General features: G+C 74.3%; 22 protein-coding genes. 14 read left to right on the forward strand and 8 right to left on the reverse strand.

All coding sequences use genetic code 11. The annotated features are described in order from the left end of the window. Window positions 1-77 precede the first annotated feature (77 nt). Together dnaJ and AFE02nite_RS01395 are read left to right on the forward strand one after the other, a co-directional pair. Entirely contained in the window at window positions 78-1,202 is a 1,125-nt protein-coding gene (gene dnaJ, locus AFE02nite_RS01390) for a molecular chaperone DnaJ (protein ID WP_034244583.1), read from the forward strand. Between the two features lie 3 nt (window positions 1,203-1,205). Beyond that, the gene (locus AFE02nite_RS01395; RefSeq protein WP_034244581.1) at window positions 1,206-1,979 is read left to right on the forward strand and encodes a 16S rRNA (uracil(1498)-N(3))-methyltransferase; all 774 of its coding nucleotides are present in this window, start codon (window positions 1,206-1,208) and stop codon (window positions 1,977-1,979) included. 36 nt (window positions 1,980-2,015) lie between these two features. Here AFE02nite_RS01395 and AFE02nite_RS01400 read toward each other — a convergent pair whose 3' ends face one another. Further along, window positions 2,016-2,522, reverse strand: a complete 507-nt coding sequence (locus AFE02nite_RS01400; protein ID WP_034244579.1) for a Gmad2 immunoglobulin-like domain-containing protein — start codon at window positions 2,520-2,522, stop codon at window positions 2,016-2,018. A 68-nt stretch (window positions 2,523-2,590) separates the two neighbouring features. On the opposite strand from AFE02nite_RS01400, the gene AFE02nite_RS01405 reads away from it, so the two are divergent. The 9 genes from AFE02nite_RS01405 to AFE02nite_RS01445 all read left to right on the forward strand — a co-directional run bounded on the left by AFE02nite_RS01405 (window position 2,591) and on the right by AFE02nite_RS01445 (window position 12,630). Then, complete coding sequence (locus AFE02nite_RS01405; protein ID WP_034244576.1) at window positions 2,591-2,953, forward strand: histidine triad nucleotide-binding protein; 363 nt, start codon at window positions 2,591-2,593, stop codon at window positions 2,951-2,953. 88 nt (window positions 2,954-3,041) lie between these two features. Continuing rightward, on the forward strand, window positions 3,042-4,103 hold the full coding sequence (locus AFE02nite_RS01410; protein WP_034244573.1) for a PhoH family protein: 1,062 nt from the start codon (window positions 3,042-3,044) through the stop codon (window positions 4,101-4,103). A 13-nt stretch (window positions 4,104-4,116) separates the two neighbouring features. Further along, a complete protein-coding gene (ybeY, locus tag AFE02nite_RS01415) occupies window positions 4,117-4,569 on the forward strand; it encodes an rRNA maturation RNase YbeY (RefSeq protein ID WP_034244572.1) in 453 nt (150 codons plus the stop codon). Continuing rightward, complete coding sequence (locus AFE02nite_RS01420; RefSeq protein ID WP_034244571.1) at window positions 4,566-5,807, forward strand: hemolysin family protein; 1,242 nt, start codon at window positions 4,566-4,568, stop codon at window positions 5,805-5,807. The genes ybeY and AFE02nite_RS01420 overlap by 4 nt, the downstream gene beginning before the upstream one ends. Beyond that, entirely contained in the window at window positions 5,804-6,766 is a 963-nt protein-coding gene (gene era, locus AFE02nite_RS01425) for a GTPase Era (protein WP_052113533.1), read from the forward strand. The genes AFE02nite_RS01420 and era overlap by 4 nt, the downstream gene beginning before the upstream one ends. Window positions 6,767-6,823: 57 nt before the next feature. Continuing rightward, complete coding sequence (locus AFE02nite_RS01430) at window positions 6,824-8,317, forward strand: alpha/beta hydrolase family protein (RefSeq protein WP_034244570.1); 1,494 nt, start codon at window positions 6,824-6,826, stop codon at window positions 8,315-8,317. A gap of 253 nt (window positions 8,318-8,570) precedes the next feature. Further along, window positions 8,571-9,731 (forward strand): variant leucine-rich repeat-containing protein, encoded by a 1,161-nt coding sequence (locus tag AFE02nite_RS01435; RefSeq protein ID WP_146818959.1) that lies wholly within the window; start codon window positions 8,571-8,573, stop codon window positions 9,729-9,731. Window positions 9,732-10,006: 275 nt separating this feature from the next. Then, complete coding sequence (gene leuA / locus AFE02nite_RS01440) at window positions 10,007-11,758, forward strand: 2-isopropylmalate synthase (RefSeq protein WP_034248408.1); 1,752 nt, start codon at window positions 10,007-10,009, stop codon at window positions 11,756-11,758. Between the two features lie 83 nt (window positions 11,759-11,841). Further along, entirely contained in the window at window positions 11,842-12,630 is a 789-nt protein-coding gene (locus AFE02nite_RS01445) for a hypothetical protein (RefSeq protein WP_034248409.1), read from the forward strand. Between the two features lie 40 nt (window positions 12,631-12,670). Here AFE02nite_RS01445 and rsgA read toward each other — a convergent pair whose 3' ends face one another. Beyond that, window positions 12,671-13,801, reverse strand: coding sequence for a ribosome small subunit-dependent GTPase A (gene rsgA, locus AFE02nite_RS01450; protein ID WP_222594310.1), 1,131 nt, complete (start codon window positions 13,799-13,801; stop codon window positions 12,671-12,673). A 260-nt stretch (window positions 13,802-14,061) separates the two neighbouring features. On the opposite strand from rsgA, the gene recO reads away from it, so the two are divergent. Genes recO through AFE02nite_RS01465 form a run of 3 tightly spaced genes read left to right on the forward strand, consistent with a single transcriptional unit; the run spans window position 14,062 to window position 16,016 of the window. Next, window positions 14,062-14,793, forward strand: coding sequence for a DNA repair protein RecO (gene recO / locus AFE02nite_RS01455; RefSeq protein WP_146818960.1), 732 nt, complete (start codon window positions 14,062-14,064; stop codon window positions 14,791-14,793). Further along, window positions 14,793-15,611, forward strand: coding sequence for an isoprenyl transferase (locus AFE02nite_RS01460; protein WP_052113388.1), 819 nt, complete (start codon window positions 14,793-14,795; stop codon window positions 15,609-15,611). Before recO ends, AFE02nite_RS01460 begins: the two co-directional genes overlap by 1 nt. Before the next feature lie 57 nt (window positions 15,612-15,668). Continuing rightward, a complete protein-coding gene (locus AFE02nite_RS01465; RefSeq protein ID WP_261765357.1) occupies window positions 15,669-16,016 on the forward strand; it encodes a VOC family protein in 348 nt (115 codons plus the stop codon). Window positions 16,017-16,066: 50 nt separating this feature from the next. Here the strand turns inward: AFE02nite_RS01465 and AFE02nite_RS01470 are convergent, their stop codons facing one another. The 6 genes from AFE02nite_RS01470 to AFE02nite_RS01495 are packed head-to-tail and all read right to left on the reverse strand — an operon-like array spanning window position 16,067 to window position 20,300. Continuing rightward, on the reverse strand, window positions 16,067-16,774 hold the full coding sequence (locus tag AFE02nite_RS01470) for an MOSC domain-containing protein (protein WP_034243491.1): 708 nt from the start codon (window positions 16,772-16,774) through the stop codon (window positions 16,067-16,069). Further along, on the reverse strand, window positions 16,771-17,298 hold the full coding sequence (locus AFE02nite_RS01475; protein ID WP_052113387.1) for a DedA family protein: 528 nt from the start codon (window positions 17,296-17,298) through the stop codon (window positions 16,771-16,773). Before AFE02nite_RS01475 ends, AFE02nite_RS01470 begins: the two co-directional genes overlap by 4 nt. Further along, window positions 17,298-17,699: a Fur family transcriptional regulator gene (locus tag AFE02nite_RS01480; protein WP_034243488.1), complete on the reverse strand. Its 402-nt coding sequence runs from the start codon at window positions 17,697-17,699 to the stop codon at window positions 17,298-17,300. Before AFE02nite_RS01480 ends, AFE02nite_RS01475 begins: the two co-directional genes overlap by 1 nt. Further along, window positions 17,696-18,595, reverse strand: coding sequence for a metal ABC transporter permease (locus tag AFE02nite_RS01485; protein ID WP_034243485.1), 900 nt, complete (start codon window positions 18,593-18,595; stop codon window positions 17,696-17,698). The genes AFE02nite_RS01480 and AFE02nite_RS01485 overlap by 4 nt, the downstream gene beginning before the upstream one ends. After that, a complete protein-coding gene (locus AFE02nite_RS01490) occupies window positions 18,592-19,374 on the reverse strand; it encodes a metal ABC transporter ATP-binding protein (RefSeq protein ID WP_034243482.1) in 783 nt (260 codons plus the stop codon). The genes AFE02nite_RS01485 and AFE02nite_RS01490 overlap by 4 nt, the downstream gene beginning before the upstream one ends. Continuing rightward, window positions 19,371-20,300, reverse strand: coding sequence for a metal ABC transporter substrate-binding protein (locus tag AFE02nite_RS01495; protein WP_146818961.1), 930 nt, complete (start codon window positions 20,298-20,300; stop codon window positions 19,371-19,373). Before AFE02nite_RS01495 ends, AFE02nite_RS01490 begins: the two co-directional genes overlap by 4 nt. Between the last annotated feature and the right edge of the window lie 25 nt (window positions 20,301-20,325).

A 20,325-nucleotide genomic window follows, 5' to 3' on the forward strand; every position in this document is an offset into this window, starting at 1 on the left:
TGCATCTGCCCGGCCCGGCCCGGCGCGCAGTCCGCTGCACCTTGACCTTCCACGCCCCCGACCACTGGTGAGCCTTGGTGAACACTGACTACTACGAGATCCTCGGGGTCTCCCGCGACGCCAGCCCGGAGGAGATCAAGCGGGCCTACCGGCGCCTGGCCCGGCAGTACCACCCCGACGTCGCCGAGGGCGACGGCGCGGAGGAGCAGTTCAAGGAGGTCACGCGGGCCTACGAGGTGCTCTCCAACCCCGAGAAGCGCCAGATGTACGACGCCGGCGTGGACCCGTCGGCGCCGGGCGGCGGCCAGGGGTTCGGTCAGGGCTTCGGCTTCCAGGACATCTTCGAGACCTTCTTCGGTGGCCAGACGGCGCGCCGAGGGCCGGTCCCGCGGGCCCGCCGCGGGCAGGACGCCCTGGTGCGCCTGGAGATCGAGCTCGCCGAGGCGGCGTTCGGTGTCCACCGTGAGCTGCAGGTCGACACGGCCGTGACCTGCCCGACGTGCGAGGGCAGCTGCTGCCGCCCGGGGACCTCCCCGCGCACCTGCGAGGTCTGCGGCGGCCACGGCACCGTGCAGCGGGTCGCGCGCTCGTTCCTGGGCCAGGTCATGACGTCCAGCCCGTGCCCGACGTGCCACGGCTTCGGCACCGTCATCCCCGAGCCCTGCCCGGAGTGCTCCGGTGAGGGCCGCGTGCGCGCGCGCCGGACGCTCAGCGTGGACGTGCCCGCCGGCGTGGAGACCGGGACCCGCATCAAGCTGCCCGGGCAGGGCGAGGTCGGCCCGGCCGGTGGCCCGCCCGGCGACGTGTACCTCGAGGTCCGCGAGCGCCCGCACGCGACGCTCGTGCGGCAGGGCGACGACCTGCACTGCTCGCTGCCGGTCCCGATGACGGCGGCAGCGCTCGGCACGGTCGTCTCGCTGGAGACGCTGGACGGCACGCGCGAGATCGACATCCGTCCCGGGACGCAGCCGGGCGAGGTGGTGACGGTCCGCGGCCTCGGCGTCGGCCACCTGCGGGGAGCCGGCCGCGGCGACCTGCACGTGCACGTCGACGTCCAGGTGCCCTCTGGCCTCGACGCCGAGCAGGAGCGCCTGCTGCGCGAGCTCGCCGCCCTGCGGGGTGAGGAGCGCCCGGAGCCGCGACTGGCCCCAGCGCAGCCGGGCATGTTCGCCAAGCTCCGCGACAAGCTCGCCGGACGGTAGGCGGTGAGCGCTCCCGTCTTCCTCGCCGAGCCGGGCATGCTCGACGGCTACGGACCGGGCTCGGCCTACGTCCTCGACGGCGCGGAGGCGCGTCATGCCGGCGTCGTCCAGCGCCGCCGCGCGGGCGAGCGGGTCGACGTGGCCGACGGCGCGGGGGTGCGGCTGGAGTGCGTGGTCGCCACCGTGGAGCCCGGGAGGCTCGAGCTCGACGTCCTCGCGCGGCATGAGGAGGCCGCCCCCGGCGTGCGGCTCGTGCTCGCGCAGGCACTCGCCAAGGGTGACCGCGATGAGCTGGCCATCGAGGCGGCGACCGAGGTCGGCGTCGACGAGGTGGTGCCCTGGCAGGCCGAACGGTCCGTCGTGGTGTGGCGGGGCGACCGCGCGGCCAAGAGCCGCGCCCGCTGGCTGGCCACGGTCCGCGAGGCCACGAAGCAGTCCCGCCGGGCCCGGCTCCCGCATGTCGCGCACGCCCTCGACACGGCGGGCCTCACGGCCAGGGTGCGCGCGGTGGTCGGCGCCGGCGGTACCGCCCTGGTGCTCGACGGCGCCGGGAGCGAGGCGATCGCGACGGTCGCCCTTCCGGACGGCGCCGGCGCGACGCCGGCCGAGGTGCTCGTCGTCGTCGGCCCGGAGGGCGGGATCAGCGACGGGGAGACGGCCGTCCTCGTCGCCGCGGGCGCCGTCGTGACCCGCCTCGGTCCGACCGTGCTGCGTACGTCGACCGCGGGCCCGGTCGCCGTCGCGATGCTCGCCCAGCGGCTCGGGCGCTGGGCCTGAGCCCGTCGGCCGCGGTGCCAGTCGGGCCGGCGACGATCAGGAGACGGTGAAGCTCACCTCGACGCGGTTGCGGGCGTCGCCGTCGGAGTCGCCCTCGCCCATGCCCGGCTCCCACACCTGCAGGGTGTACTCGCCGGGGTCGAGCGCCACGTCGAAGCTGTACGGGCCGACCTCGCCGTTCGCGCCTGCAGTGGTGTAGCCCTCGGCGACGACCTCGCCTGCGCGCGTCACGCGGTACGCGAGCGTGCCCTCGAAGCCGGTGCCCTCGCCGGTCACCGTCACCGTCGGGCCCGGCACCTCGGCACCCGCCGTGGGTGCCGTGATCGAGTTCGGGCCGTTCACGGCCGGCTCGGCCGCGACCTCGGGGGTGTCGGTCGGTGTCGGCTCGACCGTCGGCTCCGCGGTGGCGGCCGGTTCCTCGGTCGGCGCGGCCGTCGGTTCGTCGGCGGGCTCGGTGGACTCCCCGGTGCGGCACCCGGCCAGCAGCCCGGTCCCGACGACGACGGCCAGTCCGGCCGCCACCGCCCTGTGCGCTGCCCGCATGGCGCGCCCCCTTCTCTCAGCGGACATCCTGGCAGGTGGCCGATGCGCGCCCGCACTACCCTGGCGGCATGTCGTCCGCCGAGAACCTCGCCGTCCCGGACTGCCTGTTCTGCCGCATCGTCGCCGGGCAGGTGCCGGCCGACCTCGTCGCCGGCACGGACCGCGTGGTCGCCTTCCGCGACATCAACCCGCAGGCGCCGTTGCACGTGCTGGTCGTGCCGCGCGACCACCACGCCGACGTCGCGCAGCTGGCGGCGGTCGACCCGGGCCTGCTCGCCGACGTCGTCGCGCTCGCCCACGAGGTCGCGCAGACGGAGGCGGACGGCGCGTACCGGCTGGTCTTCAACACGGGCGCGGAGGCCGGCCAGTCCGTCTTCCACGTGCACGGCCACGTGATCGGTGGCCGACGGCTCGGGTGGTCGCCCGCCTGAATCTGCCGTGAGCCCGCGCGGGCGGCCCGTCTACGATGGTCGGGCACACCCGCACCAGTGAGGAGAAGCGCGGCCGCCGGCCGTTCCCATGGCAGACACCACCAGCCGCCGCAGCCCAGGTCCGTCCCGGGCAGACGAGGTCGAGAACCGCATCATCGTCCCCGCTGACCTGCCACCCGTCGCCGTCCTCGGTCCGGGTGACGAGGTGCTCCGGGCCGTCGAGGCCGGGTTCCCGGCCGTGCGCATCCACGCACGCGGCAACCAGATCACCCTCCGGGGCCCGGCGGCCGACGTCGGCCTCGTGACGCGTCTGCTCGACGAGCTCCTCGAGGTCGTCGCCGCCGGCACGCCGCTCAGCGCCGACGTCGTCGCGCGTTCCGTGCGGATGCTCACCGCGGCGACGGCCACGCGCCCCGCCGAGGTGCTCACCCAGAACATCCTGTCGAGCCGCGGCCGCACCATCCGGCCGAAGACGGTGGGGCAGAAGCGGTACGTCGACGCCATCGACCAGCACACGATCACGTTCGGCATCGGCCCTGCGGGCACCGGGAAGACGTACCTCGCGATGGCGAAGGCCGTGCAGGCGCTGCAGGCGAAGAACGTGAACCGGATCCTGCTGACCCGCCCGGCGGTCGAGGCCGGCGAGCGGCTCGGCTTCCTGCCGGGCACGCTCAACGACAAGATCGACCCGTACCTGCGGCCCCTCTACGACGCGCTGCACGACATGGTGGACCCGGACTCGATCCCGCGGCTCATGGAGGCGGGCACGATCGAGGTCGCACCGCTCGCCTACATGCGCGGGCGCACCCTCAACGACGCGTTCATCATCCTCGACGAGGCCCAGAACACCTCGAGCGACCAGATGAAGATGTTCCTGACCCGGCTCGGCTTCGGCTCGCGCATGGTCGTCACCGGTGACGTGACCCAGGTCGACCTGCCGGGCGGGACGCCGTCGGGCCTGCGGGTCGTCGAGGAGATCCTCACGGGCGTGGACGACGTCGCGTTCTGCCGGCTGACGTCCGAGGACGTGGTCCGGCACCGCCTGGTGGGCGACATCATCGACGCGTACGCGGCGTGGGACACCCGCCGTGGGGAGGCCGGTGCGGCGACCGTCCGCCCGGCCCGTCCGGAGCGGGGCGGGGCGCGATGAGAGGCGGGGCGCGATGAGCGTCGAGGTCAACAACGAGTCCGGGCACACGCTCGACGAGGCGGAGTTCGCGGCGCTGGCCCGGCACGTGCTGGACGCCATGCACGTCCACCCGGGCAGTGAGCTGTCGATCCTCATGGTCACGCCTGAGGTGATGAGCGAGCTGCACGTGCAGTGGATGGACGAGCCCGGGCCCACCGACGTCCTGTCGTTCCCGATGGACGAGCTCCGGCCGGGCAGCGAGGGCGACCCGACGCCGGCCGGGCTCCTGGGTGACGTGGTGCTCTGCCCCGACGTGGCCGCGCGGCAGGCGCTCGAGGCGGGCCACTCGACCGCCGAGGAGCTGCTCCTGCTCACGGTGCACGGCATCCTCCACCTGCTCGGGTTCGACCACGCGGAGCCGGAGGAGGAGAAGGAGATGTTCGGCCTGCAGCGTCAGCTGCTGCTGACGTTCCTCGCCGGACGATGACCGGCGCTCCCGTCGGGTGGCTCGTCGTCGCCGCTGTTGCGGCGACCGTGCTGGCCGCACTGCTGTCCGCGGGTGAGGCCGCGGTGCTCCGGACCGGACGCTCCTCGTGGGCGGCCGGGCACGCACGCGACGCCTCCTCGCGCGTCCCTGCCCTCCTGGCCGACGCCGGGCGGACGGCGGCCGCGGCCACCGGGCTCGGGGTCGTCCTCGAGGCGGTGGCCGCCATCTGCGTCACGGTCACGCTGGCCGCCGTCGGGCTGGGCTGGTGGCAGGTGCTCCTGCTCGCGCTGCTCCTGCTCGCGGCGTCGTCCCTGGTCGTGGTCCGCGCGGTCCCGCGCACCGTCGGGCGGCGCTTCCCGGAGGCGACCCTCGGGGCGACGGCCGGGCTGCTCGCGGTCGCGCGCGCCATCGGGCACCCCGTGCGCGGGCTCGTGCCGGTGGCTGCCGAGCCGATCGACGACTCGCAGATCCTGGAGATGCTCGACCGGGCCGAGCGGTCGGAGGCCATCGAGGCGGACGAGGGAGAGATGTTCCGCTCGGTGCTCGAGCTCGGGGACACCATCACCCGCGCGGTCATGGTCCCGCGCACCGAGATGATCACGCTCGCCGCCGGGACGCCGCTGCGCAAGGCGCTGGGGCTCTTCCTGAAGTCCGGCTACTCGCGGGTCCCCGTCGTGGGGGAGTCCGTGGACGACGTGCTGGGCGTGCTCTACCTGAAGGACGTCGTGCGGCGCATGTACACGGTCGGTGACCAGGACGAGCCCGCGGACGCGCTCCTGCGCCGTCCGGTGTTCGTACCGGAGTCCAAGCCGGTCGACGACCTGCTGCACGACATGCAGGCGGGCGCGTCGCACATGGCGATGGTCGTGGACGAGTTCGGGGGCATCGCGGGCCTGGTCACCGTCGAGGACGCGCTCGAGGAGATCGTCGGCGAGCTCACGGACGAGCACGACCAGGCGGCGCCCGAGGTCGAGGACCTCGGCGACGGCCGGTACCGGGTGCCGTCGCGCATGCCGCTCGGCGAGCTCGGCGAGCTCTTCGGCCTCGAGATCGACGACGACGACGTGGACAGCGCCGGCGGGCTGCTCGCCAAGGCGCTCGGCAAGGTGCCGCTCGCCGGGTCGAGCGCCGAGGTCGCGGGCCTGCGACTCACCGCCGACCGCGTCGAGGGCCGACGCAAGCAGGTCGCCACCGTGCTCGCCGAGCGCGTGGCCCAGGACGAGGAGAGCGACGCATGAGCGACGACCGGCGGGTCCCCAGCCTCGAGGCGACGGGCGAGGACCCGGGCGCCCACCGCTCGGGCTTCGCCTGCGTGGTCGGCCGGCCGAACGCAGGCAAGTCCACGCTGACGAACGCCCTCGTGGGCCAGAAGGTCGCGATCACCTCGGGGCGTCCCCAGACGACCCGGCACGTGATCCGCGGCGTCGTGCACCGCCCCGACGCGCAGCTCGTCCTGGTGGACACCCCGGGCCTGCACCGCCCCCGCACGCTGCTCGGTGAGCGCCTCAACGAGATGGTCCTCGCGACCCTCGGCGAGGTCGACGTGGTCGTGTTCTGCGTCCCGGCGGACCAGCGGGTCGGCCCCGGTGACCGGTTCATCGCCGAGCAGGTGTCGCGGCTCGGTCCGGTGGCTGCCCGCACCCCCGTCGTGGTCGTGGCGACGAAGGCGGACCTCGTCGGCAAGGCCCGGCTCGCCGAGCACCTGCTGGCACTGTCGGAGCTGGGGGAGTGGGCGGACATCGTGCCCGTGAGCGCCGTCGACGGGTACCAGGTCGACACGCTCGTCGACGTGCTGGTCGGCCACCTGCCGCCCGGGCCGGCCCTGTACCCCGACGGCGAGCTCACCGACGAGCCCGAGCACGTGATGGTCGCCGAGCTGGTGCGGGAGGCCGCGCTCGAGGGCGTGCGCGACGAGCTGCCGCACTCGCTCGCCGTCGTGGTCGAGGAGATCGTGCCGCGCGAGGGCCGCGACGCCGACCGGCCGCTCCTGGACGTGCGCGTGACGCTCTTCGTCGAGCGCGACAGCCAGAAGGCGATCGTCATCGGCAAGGGCGGTTCGCGCCTGCGCGACGTCGGCAGCCGTGCCCGCAGGGGCATCGAGCCGCTGCTGGGCGCCCGCGTCTACCTCGACCTGCACGTCAAGGTCGCCAAGGACTGGCAGCGCGACCCGAAGCAGCTGCACCGGCTCGGCTTCTGACCCCGGTGCCGCACGTCGGCGGCGTCGGGCCGTGCGTGCTGGCTAGACTCCCGATCCGTGCGCTACCGCATCGCCGTCGCCAGCGCCGTGGCGGTGCTGGGGCTCGGCGTGCTGGGGACCGTCTCGGGTCCGGACTGGGACCCGGTGCCCTTCGCGGAGACCATCGAGGTGGCCACCGCCGACACCACGATCGGCGAGTCGGCGGGGACTGACCCGGTCGGGACGTACGAGGTGGCGACGTCGATCGTGGAGGTCGAGCTCGCGGGCACCACCATCGAGGCGCGGATCAGCGAGCCCGTGGGGGCGGAGGGACCCCGCCCTGGCCTGGTGTTCGTGCACGGCGCCGGGACCGGTCGCTACGAGATCGCGTTCGTCGAGCAGGCGGAGGCGCTCGCGAGCGCGGGCATCGTCACGATGGTGCCCAACAAGCGGCTCGACACCTACACCACGCGCGAGCGCAGCTACGTGACGATGGCGAACGACTACCTCCGCAGCGTCGAGCTGCTCCGCCGGCTGCCCGGCGTCGACCCGGACCGCGTGGGGGTGTACGGCGAGAGCGAGGGCGCCTGGATCGTCCCCGTGATGGCGGCGGACAACCCGTCGGTCGCCTTCACGGTGCTGGTGGCCGCGCCCGTGGTGCCGCCTCGGCAGCAGGCGGCCTTCGCGGTGGACTCCTACCTGCGCAACACCGGGGTGCCCGTCGAGGTCCTCACCGCCATCCCGCGGATCGTCGGCATGGAGTTCCCGGGCGGCGGCTTCGAGTACGTCGACTTCGACTCCCAGCCCTTCCAGCAGCGCATGCGGCAGCCGCTCCTGGTGGTCTACGGCACGGGAGACGCGGCGATGCCGACGATCCAGGGCGCCGAGCAGCTCATCGCCGACCTGGCCGTCGCGGGCAACGACGACGTGACGGTCCGGTACTACGCCGGCGCCGACCACGGGATCAAGATCGACCACGTCCTGGTGCCCGAGTTCTCCCGCGACCTCGCCGCGTGGATCCAGGCGCTCCCGGCATCGGCGGACGCGGCGCCCGCGGTCGCCGGCGCGCAGCCGTACCAGCGCTTCCGGGCGGCGCCGGTCGAGCGCCCGCGGTGGTTCGCCGACGGGGACATGCTGCTCGCGGCGGTCGTCGCCGGATGGGGGGCGCTCCTCCTCGTGCCCGTGATCGCGGCCGCGCGCCGGCTCCGTGGGCACCGGGAGCGCTCCTTGGCGAGCGGCGTGCGCGCGCCCCTGGTCGTGATGGCGGCCGGCAGCTCGCTGGCGTTCGTCAGCCTCGCGGCCTACCTCCTGACGGTGGCGTGGCTCGCGCAGAACTACGAGCGCAACGACGTGTTCGTGCAAGGTGGCTGGCTGGTGATCCGGGTCCTGGCCATCGCCGCCGCGGTGGCGGCCGTGGTGCTCGTCTCCCGGATCCTCGACGGGCGTCGCCGCGGCGTGCCGGCCGCGGCCCGGGACGCCGCCGGGGCCTGGTACCTGGCCGCTGCCTTCGGGGGGTCGACCTCGATCCTGCTGCTGCTGGCGTACTTCGGGGTGTTCCCCGCGCTTCTTTGAGGCCCGCGGTCGCTGCCGCCCGGCCGGCCGTCCTGCGCCAACCGCTGCGGGACGGCGCCGCTGGACACCGAGATGTCGATCATGGTGGCTCGCCGGCGACCACTAGGCGAAACGGGTGCATTCTCACCCGGCTGGGACGTCCCCGCGCGCTCGCCGCGGGCGATACGGTTCGGCTGAGTGGCCGGCGTGTCGCCCGGCCGGCCGCGCTACAGCACACACCCTCGCCCCCTCCGGCGAGGTCAGGAGGGACGGCATGACTCAGCCCGAGAACTACACCGCCGCTCAGGCGTCGGACCCGCAGACGTCCGGCCAGACCCTGGCCGACATCGCCGCCCAGCGACCGGACCTGCGTCCGGCCGTCGCGGCGAACCCCAGCACCTATCCCGCGCTGCTCGACTGGCTCAAGAGCCTCGGCGAGCCCGCGGTCGACGCCGCGCTGGCCTCCCGCGCGCAGGCGACGCAGGTGCTGCCAGCCCAGCCGGCCCAGCCGGCCCCGCAGGGTGCGCCGCCGGCGCCGTCCTGGGCAGGCGGCGCCCCGGCCGGCGCGCCCGCGCCCGCCGCGGCTCCGGCGCCCGCCTACGCCGGCGGGCCCGCCTACGCCGGTGGGCCCGCCTACGCCGGCGCGCCCCCGCAGGGCATGCCGCCCGGCGGCATGACCCCGGGCTACGCCGGCGTGCCGCCGAAGAAGTCGAACAAGACCCTCTGGATCGTCCTCACCATCATCGGTGTGGTGCTGCTCCTCGGCGTCGGCGCCGTCCTGCTCATCATCAACGCGGCGCGCAACGCCGTCGACGACGTCAACGACGACGTCAGCGACATCCTCGACGACGCCACTGACGGGCTCGACGACGTGACCGGCGACGACCCGATGAGCTTCGGCGACGACCCGGAGCTCGACGCCCTGTACACCGCGTGCGGCGAGGGCGACTGGCAGGCGTGTGACGACCTGTACAACTCGGCGCCGGTCGACTCGGAGTACTTCGAGTTCGCCGACACGTGCGGCGGCCAGTGGGAGGCCGGTACGACGACGTTCTGCGTCGAGGCCATGAACGACGACGAGCCCGTGCCGACGGAGCTGACGAACGCCGAGATCATCTACCTCGAGGCGCTCAAGGCCGCGTGCGCGGCTGAGGACTGGGCCGCGTGCGACGACCTGTACCTCGACTCGCCGGTCGACTCGGACTACGAGACGTTCGGTGACACCTGCGGCGGCCGGAACGAAGGCGCCGGGTACTGCATCAACGAGTTCGGCGACGGCATCGACCCCGGCGACCCGATGACCCGTGGGTCGAGCGCGGGCCTGGACGCGCTGTGGATCGCCTGCGAGGGCGGCGACGCCGAGGCGTGCAGCCTCCTCTACACCGAGTCGCCCGTCGACTCCGAGTACGAGACCTTCGCGGAGTCCCGGCTCTGACGGGACGGCTGACCTGATCGACGGGGGCCCGGACGCGACCACGTGGTCGCGTCCGGGCCCTCGTCGTCCTACGCGCTACAGTGGCGGCATGTCCCCGCGCGGACTCCTCCTTCTCCGCCGCGGCGAGGCCTAGGACCGGTCCCTCGCCGCGGAGGTCGGTTGTGCCGGTCGGCCGACGACACCGACGAGGAGAGGGACCCACCATGGAGCACGCGACAGGCATGGCCGGCACGCCCGGCGACAGTTCAGGCGCAGCCACCGCCACCGGAGCGGGGATGCTGACCCCGTACCAGGTGCGAACGGCGCAGCGCCCGTCCCCGATGGCGGTGCACCGGTACCGCCCGTTCCGCGAGCAGCTCGACGTCGACCTGCCCGACCGCACCTGGCCGAGCCGGCGGATGACCAGCGCGCCGCGCTGGTGCGCCGTCGACCTGCGGGACGGCAACCAGGCCCTGATCGAGCCCATGAACCCCGAGCGCAAGCTCCGGCTGTTCGAGCTGCTGGTCGACATGGGCTACAAGGAGATCGAGGTCGGTTTCCCGTCGGCCTCGCAGACCGACTACGACTTCGTCCGGATGCTCATCGAGGAGGGGCGCATCCCCGACGACGTCGTCATCCAGGTGCTGACGCAGTCCCGTGAGCACCTGATCGAGCGGACCTACGAGGCGATCGCCGGCGCGAAGCAGGCGATCGTGCACCTGTACAACTCCACCTCCGTGCTGCAGCGCGAGGTCGTCTTCCGGACCGACGTGGACGGCGTGCTCGACCTGGCGACCTCGGGCGCCCAGCTCTGCAAGAAGTACGAGGAGATGGTCCCGGGGACCGACGTGTACTACGAGTACTCCCCGGAGTCGTTCACCGGGACCGAGCTCGAGGTCGCCGTGCGTGTCTGCAACGCGGTGCTGGACGTCTGGGAGCCGACGGCCGAGCGCAAGGTGATCATCAACCTGCCCGCGACGGTCGAGATGGCGACGCCGAACGTCTACGCGGACGCCATCGAATGGGTGTCCCGGAACCTGCGCTACCGGGAGAACGTCGTCCTCTCGCTGCACCCGCACAACGACCGGGGGACGGCGGTCGCGGCGGCCGAGCTGGGCTTCCTCGCCGGCGCCGACCGCATCGAGGGCTGCCTGTTCGGCAACGGCGAGCGCACGGGCAACGTCTGCCTCGTCACGCTGGGCATGAACCTGGCGAGCCAGGGGATCGACCCGGAGATCGACTTCACCGACATCGACCGCGTCCGGCGGACCGTCGAGTACTGCACGCAGCTGCCCGTCCACGACCGCCACCCGTACGGCGGCGACCTCGTCTTCACGGCGTTCTCGGGTTCGCACCAGGACGCGATCAAGAAGGGGTTCGAGGCCATGGCGGCCCGGGCCGCGGCCGAGGGCGTCGGCGTGGACCAGCTCACGTGGGCGGTCCCGTACCTGCCGATCGACCCGCGGGACGTGGGTCGGACGTACGAGGCCGTGATCCGGGTCAACAGCCAGTCCGGCAAGGGCGGCATGGCCTACCTCATGAAGGCCGACCACCACCTCGACCTGCCCCGGCGGCTGCAGATCGAGTTCTCCCGCGTCGTCCAGGAGCACACCGACGCGCGCGGCGGGGAGGTCTCCTCGGACGACTTGTGGCGCATGTTCACCGACGAGTACCTCCCGGCCGCGCCCGACAGCGGGCTCGAGCCCTGGGGCCGGTTCTCGCTGCGCAGCAGCGAGGTCGTCTCCACGGAGTCCGCACCCGCCAGGCTCTCGGCGAGCATCGTCGACGGCGGGGCCGAGGTGCTCGTCACCGGCGAGGGCAACGGCCCGATCGCGGCGTTCGTGGCGGCTCTCGGCACGCGGGTCGGGCGGGTGGAAGTGCTCGACTACGCCGAGCACGCGCTCTCGACAGGCGAGGACGCGGTCGCGGCGGCGTACGTGGAGTGCCTCGTCGGGGACGACGTGCTCTGGGGCGTCGGCATCGACCCGTCGATCACGACCGCCTCGTTCAAGGCGATCATCTCGGCCGTCAACCGGGCCCTCCGCTAGGGCGGTATCTCCCTTTCGTCCCTCCCGCGCGGTAGCGTCGTGCGTAGCCGCGCGGGAGGGGGTGGGCCCCGGTGGAGCCCGTCATGATCGGTGTCGTCGTCGTGGTCTCGGCGCTGATCACGGTGTTCGCCTTCCGGTTCGCCTCGCAGTACGGCGCGCCGATCAAGGGCGGCATCCCCGCGACGGCGCTGCTGCGCGGCTTCGCCGAGACCGGGACGACGATCAGCTCGGCGAACACCGGGCCGGAGGCGCCCGTGTACCGCCTCGACCTGCTGGTGTCACCGCCGTCGGGCCCACCGTTCGAGACCCAGGTCAAGCAGCCCGTGCCGCGCATCGTGCTGCCGTTCTTCCTGCCCGGGATCCACGTGCCGGTGGACATCGACCCCAAGAACCCGGAGCGCGTCAAGGTCGCCTTCCAGCGGTACGAGGCGGGTCAGACGGTCGTCGCGACGGGCCCGGGCGCTCCGGGCGGCCCCGGCGTCACGGTGACCGTCCAGGGCGGCTCCGTCTCCGGCGTCGGCGACCTGGTGGGCGCGCTGCGCAGCGGCGCGCTGCCGACCGAGCGGGGGAGCGCGGCCGAGCTCCTGCGTACCGGTGCTCGGGGGAGCGCGGAGATCGTGCAGGCCATGCCGCTCGGCAAGACGACCGCCGACGTCGACCCCGCCTGCCCGCCGGCCATCCGTGACGACCCCATCTGGGTGCTCACGCTCACCGTGGAGCTCCCGGGTGAGGCGTCGTTCCCCGCGGTGGTCGGCCACCGGGTGCCGCGCTCCCGGGTCGCCGACGTGGTGCCGGGCCTGCGCGTCCCCGTGGCCGTCAACCTCGCCGACCGGCATGGCCAGGTCGCCGTCGACTGGGACGCGGTGCCCTGACCTTCACCGCGGCGTCCCGGTCGCGCACGTGCCCGCGGGCTCAGCGCTTCTTGTCGGGGCGCCGCCGGTAGTCCCGCGTCCGCTGCTTCCAGACGGCCGTCATCTCCGCCCGGAGCCGCGCGTCGGTCCGGGCCGCCTGGTGCTGGGCCTCCCGCAGGAGCTTGCGGTAGCTGGCCAGTCGGCGCTCGGGGAGCTCGCCCGAGGCGACGGCCGCCAGGACGGCGCACCCCGGCTCGCCGTCGTGCGCGCAGTCGGCGAAGCGGCAGTCGGCTGCCAGCGCGTCCACCTCGGGGAAGACGTCGTCGAGCGCGTCCGCCCCGGCCAGGCCGATCGTGCGCATCCCCGGGGTGTCCAGGATGGCGCCGCCGCCCGGGGCCAGGTGCAGCTCGCGGGTGACGGTGGTATGCCGTCCCTTGCCGTCGGAGCGCAGTCCGCGCGTGCGCATCGTCTCCCCGCCCACCAGGGCGTTCAGCAGCGTCGACTTCCCGACGCCGGACGCTCCGAGCAGCGCGATCGTCGCCCCCGCTGCCAGCCGCGCCCGGATCGGGTCCAGCCCGACGGCGTCGGGGGTCGCGACGGCGAGCACGGTGGTGCCGGGGGCGAGCGTCTGTGCGTCGGCGGCTCGGGCGGCGGCGTCGGGCACGAGGTCCGCCTTGGTGAGGACGACGAGCGGCTCGGCGCCCGACGACCACGCGAGCGCGAGCAGCCGCTCGAGGCGGCCCGGGTCCGGGTCGGGTGCCAGGCCCTCGACGACGGCCACGACGTCGGCGTTGGCGGCCAGCACCTGCCCGCGCGAGGACCCGTCCACCTGGGCCCGCACGACGGCGGTCCGGCGGGGGAGGACCTCGGCGACGGCGACGGCGGCGTCGGGGTCACAGGTCAGCAGGACCCAGTCGCCGGCTACCGGAGCGGCCGTCGGGTCGGCGCGGTGCGCGCGTCGGACGGCGGGGCCCCAGGGCGCTGCGACGACGTCGGGCGCCGCGGACGGTCCGGGGACGAGGACGTCGCACGCGCCGGCGTCGGCGCGGCAGACCCGGCCGACGAGCGTCGGGCCGGGCTCGGTGGCCAGGTCCAGGCCGGCCGCCCAGGTGGCGTCCCAGCCGAGCAGGTCGAGATGGGGGTGGGTCGGGCCGGTGGTGTCCGGTCCCGGGTACGGCAGCGGGGTGTGCAACGGGGTGGTCCTCTCGGGACCCCTGGCCTCAGCGGCGCAGGGCGTGGGTGGATGACGGCGCGGTGCAGCGCTGAACCGCCATGGCCGTCACCTCCTCACGCGTGGTCCGCCCGGGGCTGCCGGACGGCATGATCAGGCTAGGTCGCGCGCACTCGCCGGTCATGGTCTTTTCCGCAGGCCTCCCGAGATCTCCATGAGTGCTCCACAGGTGCCCGACGCGGCGGCCGTCGCCCGTCGGGGCGGTGGGGGAGAATGACCGGGTGAGCCTGTACCGCGACGAGGCGATCGTCCTGCGCACCCACAAGCTGGGCGAGGCCGACCGCATCGTCACGCTCCTGACCAGGGCCAACGGCAAGGTCCGGGCCGTGGCGAAGGGGGTGCGGCGGACCTCGTCGCGGTTCGGTTCGCGCCTGGAGCCGTTCATGGTCGTCGACGCCCAGCTGTATACCGGGCGCAACCTCGACATCGTCACGCAGGTGGAGACGCTCGGGGCCTTCGCCGGCTCGGTGAGCGCCGACTACGCCCTCTACACGGCGGGCACCGCGATGCTCGAGACGGCGGAGCGCCTCGTCGAGGCGGAGCGCGAGCCGGCGGTCCAGCAGTACCTGCTCCTCGTGGGCGCCGTGCGCGCCCTGGCCGAGCGCGCGCACGACCCCGGGCTCGTGCTGGACGCCTACCTGCTGCGCTCGCTCTCGGTCGCCGGGTGGGCGCCGTCGTTCACCGACTGCGCGCGGTGCGGGGCGCCCGGGCCGCACCGCGCGTTCGCCGTCGGCTCCGGCGGCGCGGTGTGCGCCGCGTGCCGGCCGCCCGGCGCCGCCGCACCGGCGCCGGAGACGTTCGCGCTGCTCGCGGCCCTCCTGTCCGGCGACTGGGCCAATGCAGACGACAGCAACGACCGGCATCGCCGGGAAGGGAGCGGGCTGGTGGCGGCCTTCCTGCAGTTCCACCTCGAGCGCGGGCTGCGCTCCCTGCCGATGGTGGAGCGCGCCTGATGGCGGCCGAGCGGCGTCGCGCGGTCACCGCGAGCCCGCACGTCGTGGTCCCGCCGCCGCCGCACCCGTCGGGCGCGCGCCCGCCCGACATCCCGCGCGAGTTCGTCCCCCGGCACGTGGCGATCGTCATGGACGGCAACGGCCGCTGGGCCAACGAGCGAGGACTGCCGCGCACCGCGGGGCACGCGGCGGGCGAGGCGGCACTGCTCGACGTCGTCGCGGGCGCCATCGAGATCGGCGTGACCCACGTGTCCGCCTACGCGTTCTCGACCGAGAACTGGAAGCGCTCGCCGGACGAGGTCCGCTTCCTCATGGGCTTCAACCGCGACGTGCTCCGGCGTCGGCGCGACACCATGCACGACTGGGGGGTCCGGGTGCGGTGGGCCGGTCGGCGCCCACGGCTGTGGCGCTCGGTGATCACCGAGCTCGAGACGGCCGAGGAGCTCACCCGCCAGAACACGGTCTGCACGCTCACGATGTGCGTGAACTACGGCGGCCGGGCTGAGGTCGCGGACGCTGCTCGGGCGATCGCGCGCGAGGTCGCCGCGGGTCGTCTGGACCCCGAGCGGGTCGACGAGCGGACGGTCGCCCGGCACCTCGACGAGCCGGACCTGCCCGACGTCGACCTGTTCCTGCGCACCTCGGGCGAGCAGCGGACGAGCAACTTCATGATCTGGCAGGCCGCGTACGCCGAGCTGGTCTTCCTGGACGAGTACTGGCCCGACGTCGACCGCAGGCACCTGTGGCGCGCCGTCGAGACGTACGCGCGCCGCGACCGGCGTTACGGCGGGGCGGTCGACAAGGCCGCCGGCTCGTGACCCGCGTGGAGCGTCAGGAGGCACCGGGCGTCGGACCGGCCCACTAGCGTCATGACCATGATGCGCATCGAGATGGTGACGATCGACTGCCGCGACCCCCGGGCGCTCGGTGAGTGGTGGGCGCGGCAGGTGGGCGGTCGCGTCGTGGAGGGGTTCGAGGGCGACGAGTACCTCATCGTCGCGGCGGAGCACGGGCCGCGGCTGGGCTTCCAGCGGGTCGGCGAGCCGACGCCGGGGAAGAACCGCGTCCATCTCGACCTGACGGCTCCCGACCGCGAGCTCGAGGTCGAGCGCCTGCTCGCCGAGGGGGCGCTCGAGGTCGCGCGGCACGAGGAGTCGGGCTTCGCGTGGGTCGTCCTGTCGGACCCGGAGGGCAACCAGTTCTGCGTCTCGCAGGCCCACTGAGCCGCGGGCGGGACCGCAGGCGGCGGTGACCTGCCGCGCGCCGTGAGGAGCTACCGGATCGCCACGCGGTCGCCGCGCCGGACGACGCCCGGGACGACGACGTCCGCCATCAGGCCGAGCCGCGCGCCCCGATCCCCGAGCGACCGCAGCACCCGCGCGTCGTCGACGATGCCCGGCTGCGCGGCGTTGACCATGACGCAGCGCGTCATCGGTGCCGTGAGGCGCAGGACCACCTCGCCGACCGTGAGGGTCAGGCCCAGCCAGTCGTCCTCCGGCCACGGTGTCGGGCTGCCCGGCGTCTCGTCGAGGTCGAGCAGGAGGTTGGCGCGGAAGCGGCGGGGGTCGAGCGGCGCCCCGACGCGCTCGGCGAGCGCCCGTACGGACGCGGTGGTGAGCACGTGGACCGGGGCGTCGTCGTGGTGGGGAACCGTCCCTTCGGGCGCGAGCCGCAGGGGCTCGCCGCACGACGCGCTGAGCGCCGCGGCGGCCTCGGGGGTGTCCGCGCGCCACGAGCGGCCGTCGGGTCCGGTCACGACGGGCGCGTCGTCGGCCATCGCCGCCGTCCACTGCAGCAGTCCGTCGACGGGACGGAAGCGGCGGGTGCGCTTGCCGGAGCCGATGAAGCCGTCGACGGTGTAGGCAGCCCACGCCCGGTCGTGCTCGAGCCCGCGCGCGTCGACACGGGCCTCGGCGAGCTCCTCGCCCCCCAGGGACTTCACCGGGTAGCGCGCGAGCGTGATCAGGCGTCCGGTCGTCATCGGGGCAGCTCCGGGCGTCCGTCCGCCTGGTCCGCGAGCATGGTCACGGCGTCCGCCTGCTCGCGGCGGCGCCGGATGCGGCCGGCGATCACGGCGACCACGAGCCCGGCGGCGAGGAGGACGGACGCGAGCAGCCAGGGCGAGCGTTCGGAGAGCTCGCGGGCGCCGGCCAGGGCCGCCAGTCCACCGCCGCCCCACAGGGCGGCCCAGACGAGGCAGCCCGGCAGCGACCAGAGCGTGAAGCGGAGCCACCCGACGCGCAGCAGGCCGACGGCGAGGAACACGGCGGACTGGAACCCGACGGTCAGGAAGGCCGCCGGGACGATCGGCATGCCCCAGCGCTCGACCGTGCGGGTCGCCCGGCGCACCCGCGGCGACTCGGCGCGCGCACGCCACCGCGAGTGCTCGGCGCCCGCGGTGACGCCTCGACCGAGCCAGAAGATGGCCTGGGACCGCGCGACCGCCCCGAAGAGGAAGAAGAGGTAGACCGCCAGCAGCGGCCAGCCCGACATCCAGTCCGGCATCAGGCGTCTCCCGCCTCCGCCGCGCAGGAGGCGCAGATCCCCGAGAGCTCCATCGTGTGCACGATGTCCGAGAACCCGTGGGCCGCACCGACGGCCTCCGCCCAGGCCTCGACGCCCGGACCGTCGATCTCCTCGGCCGTGCCGCAGCGTCGGCACACGAGATGGTGGTGGTGCTCGCGCCGCGAGCACCGGCGGTAGAGGGCCTCGCCGTCCTCCGCGCGCAGCACGTCGACCTCGCCCGCGTCGGCGAGCGTCTGGAGCGTCCGGTAGACGGTCGCCAGCCCGATCTCGTTGCCGCGCCCGCGCAGGAGCTCGTGGAGCTGCTGCGCGCTCCGGAAGTCGTCGACGTCGGCGAGCAGCTCGGCGACGGCCGAGCGCTGCCGCGTCATCCGCTGGATCATGGCGCCTCCACCACGACGTCGTCCGGGAGCTCCGGGTGCGGGTCGTGGGTGCCGCCTCGCCGCGCACTGGCGACGAGCGGCCGCGCGGCCGCGGCGAGCGCGTACAGGCCGATGGCGAGCACGACGATCGTGGCGCCCGGCGAGGCGTCGTGGAAGTAGGTGATGGTCAGGCCCGCCAGGCACACGACCACGCCGACGGTCATGGCGACCGCCATCGTCCGCCGGAACGAGGAGGTGACCATCTGGGCGACCGCCACCGGGACGATCATGAGGGCGCTGACCAGGAGCACCCCGACCACCCGCATCGCGACGGTGACCGTGAGGGCGGCGACGACGGCGATGACGACGTTCAGCGCGCCCACGGGCAGGCCGGCCGCACGCGCGAACTCCTCGTCGTGGCAGACGGCGAACAGCGCGGTGCGCAGCCCGAGCCCGACGGCCAGCACGAGCACCGAGAGCGCCACGGTGACCACGAGGTCCTGCGTCGACACCGTCGAGATCGAGCCGAAGAGGTAGCCGACCAGGTTCGCGTTGCTGCCGCCCGCGAGCGAGATGATCAGGACGCCGCCGGCGATGCCGCCGTAGAACAGCAGGGCCAGCGCCACGTCGCCGCTGGTGCGGCCCTTGGCGCGGACCACCTCGATGGCGACGGCGCCGAGGATCGCCGCCACGACGGCGCCGGGGATCGCCAGCGTGTCCTGCGGGACGAGCCCGGCCGCATTGCCGACGAGCCAGCCGAGGGCGACGCCCGTCAGCGCGACGTGCCCGATGCCGTCGCCGAGCAGCGACAGCCTGCGCTGGACCAGGTAGGTGCCGATGACCGGTGCGGCCAGCCCGACGAGCAGAGCGACCAGGAGTGCGCGCTGCATGAGGGGATCGGTGAGCATCTCGATCATGGCTGCCACCTCACGGTCGGGGTCACGCCGGACTCGTCGTGCACCGGGTCGACGTCGCCGTCGTGCGGGTGGATGTGCTCGTGCCCCGCGGCGGCGTGGTCGGGCGCGGGGCGTGGCGGGGCGCCGTCGTGGACCACCGCGCCGTGCCGCAGCACGACGGCCCGCTGGATCAGCGGGGCGAGGGCGCCGAGCTCGTGCAGGACGACGAGCACCGTCGTCCCGGCCGCGGCCAGCTCAGCGAGGGCACGGGCGAAGGTCTGCTGGCTCGGCACGTCGACGCCGGCCACCGGCTCGTCGAGGAGCAGGAGCCGCGGCTGGCGCACGAGCGCGCGCGCGATGAGCACGCGTTGCTGCTGCCCTCCTGAGAGCGTGCGGACGGCGGTGTCGGCCTCGGCGCCCAGGCCCACGGCGGCCAGCGCGGCGCACGCCCGCTCGCGACCGTCGCGCGGTGGGCGCAGCCGCCGTCCGTGCAGCGTGCCGGACAGCACGACCTCGCAGGCCGTCGCCGGCACGCCGCTCGTCGCGCTCACGCGCTGCGGGACGTAGCCGACGTCTCCCCAGGGGACCTGCCTCCCGAGCGTCGCGCCCAGGAGCCGGACGGAGCCCGCCGCGAGCGGGACGACGCCGACCAGGGAGCGGACGAGGGTGGACTTGCCCGAGCCGTTGGCGCCGAGCAGCGCGACGACCTCGCCCTCGCCGACGGCGAGGTCCACGCTGCGCACGATCGGTGCGCCACCGAGCTCGACGACGACGCCGCGGGCGTCGATGGCCTCGCTCATGCGCAGCCCAGGCCGGTGCGCAGGGCGTCGAGGTTGGTGGCCATGACCTCACGGTAGTCGGGCGCGTCCGGGTCGTGGCTGTCGAGGGGGTCGAGCTGGAGCACGTCGACGCCGAGGTCCTCGGCCAGGGTCGCCGCCACGGCGGGATCGGCGAGGGGCTCGGTGAAGACGGCCGTCACGCCGAGATCGGCGATGGTCTCGCGCACGGCACGGATGCGCGCAGGCGAGGGCTCGCCCTCGGGGTCGATGCCGGACACGCTCACCTGGCGCAGACCGTAGCGCTCGGTGAGGTAGCCGAAAGCGGCGTGCGACGTGACGACGACGTCGCTGTCGCAGGTCGTCAGGGCGGCCGCGTACTCGTCGTCGAGGGCAGCCAGCTCGTCGGCGAGGACGCCTGCGTTGGCGCGGTACGTCTGCGCGTGGTCCGGGTCGACGCGGGCGAGGTCGTCGGCGATCGCGCGCGCCGCGGCCGCCAGGCGCTCGGTGTCCAGCCAGAAGTGCGGGTCGAGGCCACCGTGCTCGTCGTCCGCGTGCTCGTCGTCCGCGTGCTCGTCGGCGGCCCCCGCCGGCAGTGGCTGGAGGTCGGCCACCGTGGCGACGTCGAGCGCGTGGTCGGGTGCCCGCTCGCTCACCGCCTCGTCGACGGCCGCCTGGAAGCCGCCGAGGTACACGACGAGGTCGGCGTCGCCGACGTCGCGGAGCTGGCGCGGGGAGAGCTCGACCGAGTGGGGGTCGGTCCCGGCGGGCGTCGCCGTCGAGACGGAGACGAGGTCGCCGCCGACCCGCTCGGCCGCGTAGGCGAGGGGGTAGATCGACGCGAGCACCTGGATGCCGTCGTCGGAACCGGCCGACGACGCGCCGCACCCGGCGAGGGTCAGCGCGGAGGCGGCGAGCAGGGCGGGGAGGGCAGCACGTCGTCTGAACATGAGGATCATTCTCATTAAGGGGCGG

The sequence above is a fragment of the Actinotalea fermentans genome (assembly GCF_007991475.1).
Classification (GTDB): domain Bacteria; phylum Actinomycetota; class Actinomycetes; order Actinomycetales; family Cellulomonadaceae; genus Actinotalea; species Actinotalea fermentans.

Excerpts from the sequence above, each read along its gene's own strand:
- AFE02nite_RS01435 (WP_146818959.1), top strand. The coding sequence starts at position 8,571 with ATGACTCAGCCCGAGAACTACACCGCCGCTCAGGCGTCGGACCCGCAG.
- AFE02nite_RS01485 (WP_034243485.1), bottom strand. The coding sequence starts at position 18,595 with ATGATCGAGATGCTCACCGATCCCCTCATGCAGCGCGCACTCCTGGTC.
- AFE02nite_RS01445 (WP_034248409.1), top strand. The coding sequence starts at position 11,842 with ATGATCGGTGTCGTCGTCGTGGTCTCGGCGCTGATCACGGTGTTCGCC.
- AFE02nite_RS01400 (WP_034244579.1), bottom strand. The coding sequence starts at position 2,522 with ATGCGGGCAGCGCACAGGGCGGTGGCGGCCGGACTGGCCGTCGTCGTC.
- AFE02nite_RS01420 (WP_034244571.1), top strand. The coding sequence starts at position 4,566 with ATGACCGGCGCTCCCGTCGGGTGGCTCGTCGTCGCCGCTGTTGCGGCG.
- AFE02nite_RS01460 (WP_052113388.1), top strand. The coding sequence starts at position 14,793 with ATGGCGGCCGAGCGGCGTCGCGCGGTCACCGCGAGCCCGCACGTCGTG.
- leuA (WP_034248408.1), top strand. The coding sequence starts at position 10,007 with ATGCTGACCCCGTACCAGGTGCGAACGGCGCAGCGCCCGTCCCCGATG.
- AFE02nite_RS01475 (WP_052113387.1), bottom strand. The coding sequence starts at position 17,298 with ATGCCGGACTGGATGTCGGGCTGGCCGCTGCTGGCGGTCTACCTCTTC.
- AFE02nite_RS01495 (WP_146818961.1), bottom strand. The coding sequence starts at position 20,300 with ATGTTCAGACGACGTGCTGCCCTCCCCGCCCTGCTCGCCGCCTCCGCG.
- AFE02nite_RS01465 (WP_261765357.1), top strand. The coding sequence starts at position 15,669 with ATGATGCGCATCGAGATGGTGACGATCGACTGCCGCGACCCCCGGGCG.
- AFE02nite_RS01470 (WP_034243491.1), bottom strand. The coding sequence starts at position 16,774 with ATGACGACCGGACGCCTGATCACGCTCGCGCGCTACCCGGTGAAGTCC.
- AFE02nite_RS01480 (WP_034243488.1), bottom strand. The coding sequence starts at position 17,699 with ATGATCCAGCGGATGACGCGGCAGCGCTCGGCCGTCGCCGAGCTGCTC.
- AFE02nite_RS01490 (WP_034243482.1), bottom strand. The coding sequence starts at position 19,374 with ATGAGCGAGGCCATCGACGCCCGCGGCGTCGTCGTCGAGCTCGGTGGC.
- AFE02nite_RS01410 (WP_034244573.1), top strand. The coding sequence starts at position 3,042 with ATGGCAGACACCACCAGCCGCCGCAGCCCAGGTCCGTCCCGGGCAGAC.
- ybeY (WP_034244572.1), top strand. The coding sequence starts at position 4,117 with ATGAGCGTCGAGGTCAACAACGAGTCCGGGCACACGCTCGACGAGGCG.
- era (WP_052113533.1), top strand. The coding sequence starts at position 5,804 with ATGAGCGACGACCGGCGGGTCCCCAGCCTCGAGGCGACGGGCGAGGAC.
- AFE02nite_RS01405 (WP_034244576.1), top strand. The coding sequence starts at position 2,591 with ATGTCGTCCGCCGAGAACCTCGCCGTCCCGGACTGCCTGTTCTGCCGC.